The sequence below is a fragment of the Variovorax sp. Soil_C_26 genome, from assembly GCF_057657075.1.
This window is the reverse complement of the sequence record NZ_JBDGJC010000004.1, coordinates 528,260-539,829: the sequence shown is the minus strand read 5'-3', so window position 1 is coordinate 539,829 and position 11,570 is coordinate 528,260. Positions and strand designations below refer to the sequence as shown.

The window sequence follows — 11,570 nt, the reverse complement described above, 5'->3', positions numbered from 1 at the left end:
GGGACGGGGCTCCTTCAGCTCTCCAAATGCAACGAAATAGTCGGACAAGCCGTGGAGTGGAATTGACGCTGACGCTCGCATCCGCAGCATCTTCCATATCGGCGGTGGCACAGGAGTCGACGGTCACGGTCTTTGCGGCTGGCAGCCTGCGCGGCCCGATAACGCAGGCAGCGCGGGCATTCGAGCAGGCGCACCCCGGCACGCGCGTCGTATTGAGCTTTGGTGCATCGGGCTTGCTGCGCGACCGCATCGCGGCCGGCCACAAGGCCGATGTCTTCGCCTCCGCGAACATGGCGCATCCCCAGTCTCTCAGCACCGAAGGCGGCTATGGAAGTACCCGGGCGTTCGCCCGCAATGCACTCTGCGCGTTGGCGCGACCGGGTCTTGCCATCACGCGCGAAACGCTGGTAGCCACCCTCTTGGATCCAGGCGTCAAGCTCGGGACGTCGACACCGAAGGCCGATCCGTCGGGCGACTATGCGTTCGAACTGTTCGACAAGGTCGAACGCACGGGCGCCGCGGCGCCTGGTTCAGCCAATGCCTTGGCTGCCAAGGCATTGCAACTGACCGGGGGGCCGAACTCGCCGCCGCCACCGCCCGGCCGGAATGTTTACGGCATGCTGGTGGCCTCCGGCCAGGCCGACGTTTTTCTGACCTACTGCACCGGCGCCGCCGCGGCCGTTGCCGAAGCGCCGGCGTTGCAGGTGATCGAAGTGCCCTCGCGCATCAACGTGAGCGCCGAGTACGGCCTCACTGCTCGGCAAGGCGCTGCCCCTGAGGCACTGGTTTTCGCGGATTCGCTGGTGAGCGGCGCGGGCCAGAGCGCGCTGCGCCAGGCGGGTTTTCTTCCGCCGTGATCCCAGGGGCGCGCGTCGAGCCGACCTCACGCAGGCTTCGCCGACCGCGGTGTTGAGCTGCGATGCTCGGAACAGGAGTCAATCGTCACGGCGGTGGGCGCGCTCGGCGACCGCCTGGGGGCCACGGCTATTTCGCCCAGGCAGGCACCACATGCGTCCTGACGACCCGCGCGGTGTCCCTGGTTCGGCCTGTCCACACATAGTTGTTCACGTCACAGCTCATGCCCGCCGTCTTCAGGGCATCCTTCGGGTCCACCGTGATCAGGCCCGAGGAGACCGTCTCTTGAAAGGACTTGGGGAGCTGTGGGGCCCAGCCTGGCTCGTCGGTGCTGGGGAACATGGTGATCTGCCCCCAGGGGCTGTTGAACTCGGGCGCCACCGGCACGATCTCGGGCGTGCCTGGCACGAATTTCTGGCCCGTCGCCCTGTTGTAAGGGATCGGGTCCACCTTCGCCTGCCCCTTGCGGCCATAGCTGTACGCGCGGCGAAACACGCCCGACACCGCCTTCTGTGATACCACGTCCAGGCTGAGCAGATCGAGCAATTCATCGACGGACTCGCACAGCGGCTTGGTGGGCGCCCTGTTCAGCAACACCATCCGCACCCGGACCGGTGGGTTCAACGCGGCGAGCTGATTCCTCATGGCGGCAACCGTGGTGCCGGCGCGGTAAGCGGCGATCAGGGCGTCGACACACTCCCGGCTCGTAGGCGTGTAATGGTCGGCGTTGCGCCGGGCGAATCCCAGGCCGAAGAATCTGCCGTCCCCAGCCGCTCCAGCCGGCTCCACGAGCACCACGCAGCCAATGGGAAACATGCCCTTCTTGTTGGTCGTCTTGTCTTTGAACTCGGCCCAGGTGTTCTGGCCGACAACAGCCAGCTTGGTCTTCACCTTGAGGACGGCATCCTGTTGCGCCTCGGGCGTGGCAAACCCACCGGCGACGTTGCCACCTCCGGTCTTGTATTCGCCGATGGGCGGCAGGCTCGTGTAGACCGACCCGAACACGCCGCCGAGGGAGGCAAGCCGCCATGTGCGGATGCTGGCGCCCGTTCCTGTCGGGTCGAACGACTGGTCGGGCGTGATGCCTGTCGCCGCCCGGATGACCTGCTGCTCCCAGCCCGCTTGGTGGCCATGGCGTGCGTAAGCGTGTGGTTTGTGTTCGCCCGGCAGCCCAACCTCCGACTTCAGCTGCCGCTCGTGCTCCTTGAGGGCGACCGATCGCTTGAGAAACAGGTTCTCCACGTCGGTGAACAGGGACCGGTTGACCATAGAAGATTCCCTCTCGTGTCTTGTCGCCGGATCATTCCTCCCGTGCTCGGCAGCACTTGACCTCAGCGGAATTCAGAACGTCTGATCAAGCCGATTCATCACTTGTTCACTCGGCCACAGCCGCTTCTGGCGCAATGTAGCCGGTCGCTTCCACCGCATCAAGCGCGGTGTCCCACCTCCGCTGGCGAGGCCGCTGCTCGCCGTCTGGCGCTTGACATTTTGCGATGCGGATGCAAACAATTCTCATTACATTAACGATCGCGTGTTTATGACCGACCTTCAGTGGAAAGCCCCGCGCGGGGCAAGACAGAAAACCAGGCTGGCCGCGGCTGTGCAGGCCGCCTTTGCCGCCAGCGCGGTGTGGGGCGCAGGCGCAGCACTGGCGCAGACCGGGAATCCGAACGCAGCGGCGAACGACCCCGCGCCGTCCGCCGCGACGCTGCCGCTCGTCACGGCCACCGAGCAACGCGATTCGATCGACGCGCCACCCCCCGCGATCCAGGGCGGCCAGGTGGGCCGTGGCGCGCGCATGGGCATCCTCGGCAACGCCGCGGTCATGGAAACGCCCTTCAGCGTCACCAGCTACACCGCCCAGACGATCGAGAACGACCAGGCACGCTCGGTCGCCGACGTGCTGGCGGCCGACCCATCGGTGCGCATGGGCAGTGCGCGATCGAACATCAACGAAGACGTCACGATCCGCGGCTTCAGCGTGCCCAGCAGCGACTTCGCGCTGAACGGCGTGTTCGGCGTCACGCCCTACTGGCGCGCCCCGCTGGAAGCCGTCGAGCGCGTCGAGGTCATCAAGGGGCCGTCGGCGTCGCTGTTCGGCATGACGCCCGGCGGCAGCGTGGGCGGCGTGGTCAACCTCGTGCCCAAGCGCGCGGAAAGCGAACCGATCACGCGCATCACCGGCAGCTTCTCGTCCGACGCGGTCTTCGGCGCGCATGTCGACATCGGCCGCCGCTTCGGGCCGGACGGCGCCTTCGGCGTGCGCGTCAATGCGGTGCAGCGCGAAGGCGACACGGCCATCAAGGGCCAGTCCACGCGCGAGAGCCTGGGCGCCGTCGCGCTCGACTACCGCGGCCGCGCGCTGCGCGCCTCGCTCGACCTGCTGGCGCAGCAGGAGCGCATCGACAACGTGGTGCGGCAGTTCCAGGCGGGTCCGGCGCTCACTGCCGTGCCGCGCGCGCCGGACAACACCTACCCGTACCCGGGCCTGGGCTGGACCGATGGGCGCAACGGCTCGGCAGTGTTCAAGGCCGAGTACGACTTCAGCGACAATCTCACCGCCTATGCAAGCTACGGCCAGCGCAAGCTGAACTGGGACGCGATCGCGTCGAACCCGGTGATCCTGAACACCGCGGGCGACTACGCCTTCTTCGGCGGCTGGCAGCGCATGTCGGTGGAAAGCAAGTCGCTCGACGCGGGCCTCCGAGGCCGTTTCTCGACCGGTCCCGTGAAGCATGAAGTGGCATTGAGCCTCTCGCGCCTCGAACAGGAACAGGGCCTGGGCTTCTACACGGGCTACCCGGGCGGCAGTTCGAACCTCTATGCCGGCCTGCTGTTCCCGACGCCATCCACCGCCGGCATCAGCAACCCGCTGCGCCCGTACCTCGACACCAAGCTCACGAGCGTAGCGCTCGCCGATACGCTGTCGTTCATGGACGACCGGCTGCGCGTGACGCTGGGCCTGCGCCGGCAGCAGGTGGCCGGCCAGGACTACGACTTCTCCACCGGCAGGCCGAGCGGCGACGCCTACGACGAGAGCGCGGTCACGCCCGTGGCCGGCGTGGTCTACAAACTGCGGCCCGACATCTCTCTCTATGCGAGCTACATCGAGGGCCTGTCGCGCGGGGACGTCGCGCCCATCAGCGCGGCGATCAGCAACCCGGGCGCGGTCATGCCGCCCTACAAGTCGAAGCAGAAGGAAGTCGGCGTCAAGTTCGAACTCGACGGCGGCATGGTGGCGGCGGTCAGCCTCTTCGAGCTGACAAAACCCAGCGCAGGCGTTTCGGGTTCGACCTTCGGTGTCTTCGGCGAGCAGCGCAACCGCGGCGTCGAAGCCACGCTGGCCGGCGAGGTAACGCGCGGCGTGCGCGTGCTGGGCGGCGTCACCTACCTCGACGGCGAGATCACCAAGGCGGCGACGGCTGCACTCGAAGGGAAGAAGGCCATCGGCGTGCCCGACTGGCAATTGAATCTCGGCGCCGAATGGGACCTGCCGTTCGCGCCCGGGCTGACGCTCACGGGCCGGATGATCCACACCGGCAGGAGTGCCGTCGATCCCGCCAACACGCTGCACATCCCCGGCTGGAACCGCTTCGACGCGGGTGCGCGCTACGCGACGCGTATCGGCGGAAAGCCCGTCACCTTTCGCATGAACGTGGAGAACCTGCTCGACAAGAACTACTGGGGCACGTCGACGGCGGGCTACCTGTTCGTCGGGTCGCCGCGCACGGTGAGCCTTTCGGCGAGCATCGACTTCTGAGCAGCGGTGCGAGGGCGTCCGTCGATCTGTCTATCAAACTAACCAAATAGCGACCTACAAGCTGGCTTTTTGGGTACCATGATGGTCAATTCATGACCACTTCGGCCGCCACCACCATCCAGATCCACCGCGATGGCGCGTGGCATCCCGCTGCGACCCTCCAGCCGCTCGGCGCCGACAAATGCCGCTTCGAGTACCTGCCCGAATATGTCTTCGGTGCGCCGGATCCCTGGCCGGTCGCGCTGGGCTTGCCCATCGGCATGGCGCCGGACCGGTTCATCGAAGGGCCTACCGGCCGCGAGGTGGATCGTCGCGCGCCGGCGTTTCTCTATGACCTCGTGCCGCAGGGCAAGGGCCGCAGGTACCTGCTCGAGGCGCTGAGCCTCGCGGACAGCGACAACCTGGTCGTGCCGCTGGTGATGGCCGGCGCATTCAACCCGATCGGCAGCCTGCGCTTCGAGAGCGCCCTCGCCTTCTTCGTGGACCAGGCCCGCAAGAATCCCGACCCCGCAACGGCTCGGGGTTTCGACATCGGCGACGTGCTCGAGCGCAGTCAGGACTTTCTCGACCACCTTTCACTGCACGCGATGCTCGCGTCGGGCACGACGGGTGTGCAGGGGGTCGCGCCGAAGTTCCTGCTGAGCGTCGACCATGATGAACGATGGTTTGCCGACATGGCGCTGGCCGACGACCGCGCCCAGGCCCACTGGCTCGTGAAGCTTCCCCGCGGCAGGAGCGAAGAAGACCGTGCCGTCCTCCGCAACGAGGCAGGCTACCTGCGGCTCGCCGCCGCCTGCGGCATGCGAACCTTCGCGGCACCCGACCTGCATGGCGAGCTCCTGTTCGTCCGGCGCTTCGATCGCCAGGTCATCGACGGTCATGTCCACAGGCTTCACCAGGAGAGCCTCGCGAGCCTCTGCGATCTGCGGGGATTCGGCATCCCCAGAAGCCAACAAGCGCTGCTGAAGGGGCTGCGCCGCGTCGTCTTCGATCCGCTCGGCGAGACCATCGAGTTCATCCGGCGCGACGTATTGAACCTGGCGATGCGCAACACCGACAACCACGCGCGCAACACGGCCGTGCAGCGGCTCGTCGACGGCACCGTGCAGCTCACGCCGGTGTTCGACTTTGCACCCATGTTCCTCGACAGCGAGGTCGTCGTCCGCGGCTGCCACTGGCGCGATGCCGTCGGAAAGACCCAGGACAACTGGACGGCCGTGCTGGAAAGCCTCGAGGTGGACGACCCCGAGCGCGGCGCCATTGCCACGGCCCTGCACGACTTTGCGCCGATCGTCGCCAACCTGCCCGAGTTCGCCCGGGACTGCGGGATCGAGTCCAACGTGATCGAGGCATGTCGCGCGACCATCGACAAACAGGCTGACCAGCTGCTGGCGCTTGCCGATCTCGTCCCCCGCAACCCAACGAGGGAGCGCGGTCGTGGATAAACGGCGCAGGCATACCGACCCCGAGCTCGAGCGCCGGCTCCGCGGCGAGTTCTACGCGGCCATCGCCTCGGGCAGCATGTCCGTGGGCCAGGCCGTCGCGGCGATGCGCCGCATCAGCAAGCTGACGCAACCGGAGTTCGCGAAGCATCGTGGCCTCAGCGTGCAGAGCCTGCGGCTGATCGAAGCGGACAAGGCCAACCCGACCGTCGACACACTGAACAAGATCGCGCACATCTTCGGGCTGCATGTCGGCTTCGTGCCCCACAGCGACGAGCAGGTGTCGTGGCGCGATCTCGCGCAGAAGACACAGGCTGCGGCCTCTTCCCAATCCGGATCGGGTGCAGAATAGTCCGCTCCCATGCCGATGGCGACATTGCACGGCGGCGCATCACCGCCAGGGCGTCATGCGCCGTGCCGTCGCGCTTTGAATGCCACGAAGGCCAGGACCGCCGCCACTGCAAGCAGCGTCAATTCGAAGCCCGCAAGACGATGCCCCGCCAGCATGTTCCACAGCGGCAGCGCCGCGCACAGCACAGCGGCGATCGAGAACTGCTCGCGCCACGCGCGATGGACGGGGCGCGCGATCGCATGCAGCACCATGAGCCCCCAGGCGATGAAGAACACGTGAACCTCCCACGCGCTGCGATCGGCCAACCCGACCGGCAGCAGCCGGTTGCCCCAGAGGAACGCGGCCATCGCCACGGGGAGCCCCGCCACGGCCGCGACGTTGAGTCGTGCAACCAGCAGCACGAACCATGAACGCCGCCCATCGCGGGCCTGCTTCTCGTGCCGCTTCGTCGTCCACAGCACGAGCCCCGTCGCGACCATCGCGGCACCCGCCAGGCTCGACAGAAAGAACAACCAGCGCGCCGCGGGACCGGCGAAGCGCGCCACGTGCAAGCCATAGAGCACGCCCCAAGTCTCGGCCACGGGCGGCGAACGATCCCTGGCCTCGCGCAAGGCGCCATTGTGCGCATCGAACACCAGGTAGCGCGGGCTGACGGAGACACGGCCCTCGTCGCCGCGCACCACGCGCACACGCGATGCGGCGTCGCCGGGGTTGTCGACGATCAGCCGCGCCACGCGCCCGGTGCCCCAGCGCCGCTCGGCCTCGTGCAGCATCGGCGCCACCTCGGGCAGCGGCGCCGCGATGCCGCTCGCCGGCGCGGGCGGCACCAGCGCCGTCATCTCCGCGCGCAGCAGCTGGCGCTGCATCGGCTGCGACGCCGAGGCGCTGTCGGCACCCCAAGGCATGTACAGCGTCATCAGCGTGACCAGGCCGGTGTAGGTGATCATCAAGTAGAACGGTAGCGCGGTCACCGACAGCAGGTTGTGCGCATCCAGCCATGAGCGCTGGCCCTTGCCGGGACGGAAGGTGAAGAAGCTGGCGAAGATCTTCTTGTGCGTGAGCACGCCGCTGACGATCGCGACCAGCATGAACATCGTTGCCAGCCCCACGAGCCAGCGCGCTGCCGTGCGCGGCAGGTAGTGCAGCGAGAAATGGAAGTAGTAGAAGAACTCGCCGCCGTGAGTTTCGCGCGCGCGCACTTGCTTGCCGGTGAGCGGGTCCAGCATCGCGCGACCCTGCGCGTCGCCCGCGCGCCATGACACGCCGACGGTGTTGTCGCGTTCGTCGACGAGGTCGATCACCCACTGCGACGCGCCGGGCGCGAGCTGCTGCAAGCCAGCGATGGCCAGCGCAGCGCTCGTGGCGCTGTCGGGCGGCTGCGCAAGCGTGAGGATCTCGGGCCGCATCCACTGCGAGATTTCTTCGCGGAAGTAACTCACGGCGCCGGTGAGGAACATCGCGTAGAGCATCCAGCCGAACAACAGCCCGGTCCAGGTGTGGAGCCGGGCCATGGCCGGCCGCAAGCGCCGGGGCGCTTCGCCGGTCACTGGCCGATGCCTGCGTGCATCAGAAACGGTAGAGCGCGCTGACGTTGGCCGTGCGCTCGGCGCTGCGGTAGCAGAGGCCGCCGTTGCAATCCGTCAGCACCTGCTTGTCGAGCAGGTTGTTGATATTGAACGTGAAGCGCCACGGACCGCGGTCGAAGCCGAGCGCCAGGTCGACCATGGTGATGCCGGGGTTCATGAGGTTGGCATTGCCGGTGTCCCAGGCCGAGCGGGACTTGCCGAGGTGGCGCACGCCGAGCGCGGCAAAGCCGCGCGCCGACTCGCCGACCGGGAACGCGTAGCGCGCCCACACCGAGGCGCTGTGCCGCGGCGCGCTCATCTGCTGAAGGCCCAGGTCGCCGTCGTTGCTGCGCGTGATGCGGGTGTCGAGGTAGGTGTACTGGGCGACCATGCTGAGCCAGGTCGTCAGTTCGGCACGCGCCTCGAGCTCGAGCCCGCGCGCGCGGACCTCGCCGGTCTGGATCACCTCGCCGGGCGCATTTGGCGCGGCCGTGGTGACGTTGCTGCGCACGATGTCGAACACCGACGCGGTGTAGCTCGCGTCGCCCGCAGCCGGCTGGAAGCGCAGGCCCGCCTCGACCTGCCGGCCCTTGGAGGGCTTCAGCGGGTTGCCGTTCAGGTCGTTGCCGATCTCCGGCGAGAACGAGGTCGCGTAGTTCGCATAGGGCGCCCATCCGCTGTCGAAGAGGTACACCACGCCGATGCGGCCCGTGGTGGCACTGGCCGAGGTGTCGTAGTCGGTGCTGCGCCTGCCCGTGAGGCCGAACGTGCTCGTGCCGGACGCATCCGCCTTGTCGTGGCGCACGCCAGCCGTGACGACCCAGCGGTTCCACTTGGCCTGGTCCTGCAGGTAGAGGCCGAGCTGCTTCGATGGCACCCGGTAGACATACGGATTGTTCGAGGGCGTGGGCCGCTCGTGCAGGTACGCGGGCGTCAGCAGGTTCAGCGGCGAGAGCGCGGGGCGGGCATAGGGAAATTCGTCGGTGGTGCGCGCCCTCGTGTAGTCGACGCCCGCGAGCAGCGTGTGCGCCAGCGCGCCGGTGTCGAAGCGCGCCTGCACGCGCGTGTCGAGCTGCAGGCCCTTCCAGTGGGTCTCGCGCGGCGAGAAGCTGCGCTCGAGGGTGTAGCCGTCGGCACGCAGCCCGCGCGGAAACACGTTGGTCTCGGCGCGGTCGAAGTCGCTGTAGCGCATGCTCTGCTGGACCGTCCAGGTGTCGTCGAAGCGGTGCTCGAACTCGTAGCCGAGCATCTTGTTGTCGCGACGCCAGCGGTTGTCGTGGCCGCCGACGTTCACGCGCGGGCTGGCCTGGCCGAAGACGCCGGGCTGTTCGAACTGGTTCTGCCAGGCATAGGCCTGGTTGTCCTTCTGGTAACGCCCGAGCAGCGTGAGGCGGGTGTCGGCACTGGGCCGCCAGGTGAGCGCCGGCGCGATGTAGAGCCGGTTGTCGCGGTCATCGTCAAGCCGGGTGCCCGCTTCGCGGCCCAGCATCGTGAGGCGGTAGGTCCATTCGCCCTCGGCATCGAACGCGCCCGCGAGGTCGGCCTTCAGCTGCTTGCGGTTGTACGAGCCGTACTCGACGCCGATCTCGCGCAGCGTCTCGGCCGTGGGCCGCTTGCTCACGGCGTTGACCATGCCGCCGGGCGGCATCTTGCCGTAGAGCACCGATGCGGGGCCGCGCAGCACTTCGAGGCGCTCGAGGCCGTAGGGCTCGATCGGCGCTGCATACGAGCGCCCGGAGGTCAGCAGCCCATCCAGGAAGACGCCGCCCGTTCCGAGCTCGAAGCCGCGCAGCAGCGAGAACTCGTCGACCGCCCACGGCTTCAGGTTCGGCGTGACGCCGGCGGTGTAGCGCAGCACTTCGTCGAGCGACTCCGCCTTGCGGTCGCCGATCTCGTCGGCGGTGATGACCGAGACCGATTGCGGGTTCTCGATCAGCGCGGTGTCGGTCTTGGTCGCGGTCGCGCTGCGCCTGGCCACGTAGCCGTCGACGCGGCCGGTGGGGGTCTCGCGCTCGACCGCGGCGGTCACCGTGACGGGTGCGAGCGTGGCCGCGCCGGCAGCGGCGTCGCGCGCCACCGGTGCGGCCGACGGGCGCAGGGCGTAGGCGCCGCTGCCCTGCCCCACCGCTTCGTAGCCGCTGCCGCGCAGCACCTGCGCGAAGCCCTGCTGCACCGTGTAGCGCCCGCGCAGGCCATTGCTGCGCAACCCGGCGAGCATGCCGGGCTCGAAGACCAGCTGCACGCCGGTGTCGGCGGCGTACTGCGCCAGCACGTCGGCCAGCATGCCGCCTGCAATGGCATACGACCGCGCGGCAGCGCCCGCCGGCTCGGCGGCGAACACGGCCGGTGCCACCGCCAGCGCGCCCGCACCGGCCGCGCCCAGCACCACCGCGCGCAAGGCCGTGCCCGCGATGGCGGCTGTGAATTTCTCGATGTGCCGCTTGCGGCCTGCGTGCTGCGCTCCCATGGCGTCTGACTCCTGTAACGATGTCTGCGGTGGTGGTGAGACGCATCGGCCTCGATGCGTCATTCCCTCACTCACCGGACGAGACAGGAAAAGTGATCACCCTCGCGGCATTTTTTTATCTGCCTGCGCTTTCATTCATTCGGCGGACGCCGGGCGCGGCCCCACCGTGACCCAGTAGCGCGTGGTCCGCTCGATGCGCAGCGGCAGCGAGCGCGCGAGCAGGTCCAGGCCGGCGTCGGTGTCGGCCAGCGACACGGCACCGGACACTCGCAGCTCGGCCACCGCCGGGTCGCAGCGCAGCACGCCGCTGCGGTGTCGGCTCATCTCGGCCAGCACATCGGCCAGGCGCATGTTCCTGGCGAGCAGCATGCCGCGCTCCCAGAGCGCGGCGCTGTCGTCGACGGGCGCTTCAGTACCGATGCGCCCGGCATCGAAGTCGGCCTGCCCGCCGGCACGCAGCACGCGCGTCGCGCCATCCGCGGCGCGGATCTCGACGGCCTTCTCGAACACCGCCACGCGTGTGGTGCTGTCGTCGAGCCGGCGCACGCTGAAGCGGGTGCCCATCGCGCGCACCGTGCCTTGCGGCGTCTGCACCAGGAACGGCCGCGTGACTGGCGACGGATCGGCATGCGTGCTGACCAGCACTTCGCCCGCATGCAGCCGGATGCGCCGTTCGGCAGCCGAGAAGACGATGTCCACCGCGCTCGCGGTGTTGAGCACCAGCCGCGAGCCATCCGCCAGCGTCATCGACCGGCGCTCGCCGCGGGCCGTGGCGACATCCGCCGTCCACTCCTGCCAGGGCATGCGCTGCCACGCGAGCCAGCCGGCCGGCACGGCGAGCAGCAGCAGCGGCCCCAGCGCGCCGAGCGCACGGCGGCGTCCGGGCCGCTGCAATGCGCGAAACGCATCCTTGCCGATGGCCGGCGGCACTTGCGCAAACACCCCGAGCGTCGCCTCGGCCCGCGACCAGGCCTCGGCGTGCGCGGGACTCTGCCGGCGCCAGCGTTCGAAGTCGCCGTTCACCTTCGCGGCATCGCCGCCATAGCGCAGCGTCATCACCCAGTCGGCGGCCTCGCCGATGAGCGCAGGGTCCGGCGCGTTCGACGGCTGCGGGTCCTTCATCGTGGAA

At 68.5% G+C, this 11,570-nt stretch carries 8 protein-coding genes; 4 read left to right on the top strand and 4 right to left on the bottom strand.

The genetic code is table 11. The features are described 5' to 3' along the window. The first annotated feature begins 56 nt into the window (after positions 1 to 56). Positions 57 to 857: an extracellular solute-binding protein gene (locus AC3A6G_RS15270; protein WP_487873943.1), complete on the top strand. Its 801-nt coding sequence runs from the start codon at positions 57 to 59 to the stop codon at positions 855 to 857. Positions 858 to 984: 127 nt separating this feature from the next. Here the strand turns inward: AC3A6G_RS15270 and AC3A6G_RS15265 are convergent, their stop codons facing one another. Next, positions 985 to 2,124 (bottom strand): hypothetical protein, encoded by a 1,140-nt coding sequence (locus AC3A6G_RS15265; RefSeq protein WP_487873942.1) that lies wholly within the window; start codon positions 2,122 to 2,124, stop codon positions 985 to 987. 268 nt (positions 2,125 to 2,392) lie between these two features. Here AC3A6G_RS15265 and AC3A6G_RS15260 point away from each other — a divergent pair, with 268 nt between their 5' ends. The 3 genes from AC3A6G_RS15260 (at position 2,393) to AC3A6G_RS15250 (ending at position 6,409) form a co-directional block, all read left to right on the top strand. After that, the gene (locus tag AC3A6G_RS15260; protein WP_487873941.1) at positions 2,393 to 4,615 is read left to right on the top strand and encodes a TonB-dependent receptor; all 2,223 of its coding nucleotides are present in this window, start codon (positions 2,393 to 2,395) and stop codon (positions 4,613 to 4,615) included. 92 nt (positions 4,616 to 4,707) lie between these two features. After that, a complete protein-coding gene (locus AC3A6G_RS15255) occupies positions 4,708 to 6,060 on the top strand; it encodes a type II toxin-antitoxin system HipA family toxin (RefSeq protein ID WP_487860066.1) in 1,353 nt (450 codons plus the stop codon). Beyond that, positions 6,053 to 6,409, top strand: a complete 357-nt coding sequence (locus tag AC3A6G_RS15250; RefSeq protein WP_487860067.1) for a helix-turn-helix domain-containing protein — start codon at positions 6,053 to 6,055, stop codon at positions 6,407 to 6,409. Before AC3A6G_RS15255 ends, AC3A6G_RS15250 begins: the two co-directional genes overlap by 8 nt. Before the next feature lie 53 nt (positions 6,410 to 6,462). Here the strand turns inward: AC3A6G_RS15250 and AC3A6G_RS15245 are convergent, their stop codons facing one another. The 3 genes from AC3A6G_RS15245 to AC3A6G_RS15235 form a co-directional block, all read right to left on the bottom strand. Then, positions 6,463 to 7,920, bottom strand: coding sequence for a PepSY-associated TM helix domain-containing protein (locus tag AC3A6G_RS15245; protein ID WP_487865554.1), 1,458 nt, complete (start codon positions 7,918 to 7,920; stop codon positions 6,463 to 6,465). A gap of 55 nt (positions 7,921 to 7,975) precedes the next feature. Continuing rightward, positions 7,976 to 10,441 carry a TonB-dependent siderophore receptor gene (locus tag AC3A6G_RS15240; protein ID WP_487873940.1) on the bottom strand — a complete coding sequence of 822 codons (2,466 nt, stop codon included), beginning with the start codon at positions 10,439 to 10,441 and terminating at the stop codon, positions 7,976 to 7,978. 135 nt (positions 10,442 to 10,576) lie between these two features. After that, the gene (locus AC3A6G_RS15235; RefSeq protein WP_487865552.1) at positions 10,577 to 11,563 is read right to left on the bottom strand and encodes a FecR domain-containing protein; all 987 of its coding nucleotides are present in this window, start codon (positions 11,561 to 11,563) and stop codon (positions 10,577 to 10,579) included. Positions 11,564 to 11,570: the final 7 nt, after the last annotated feature.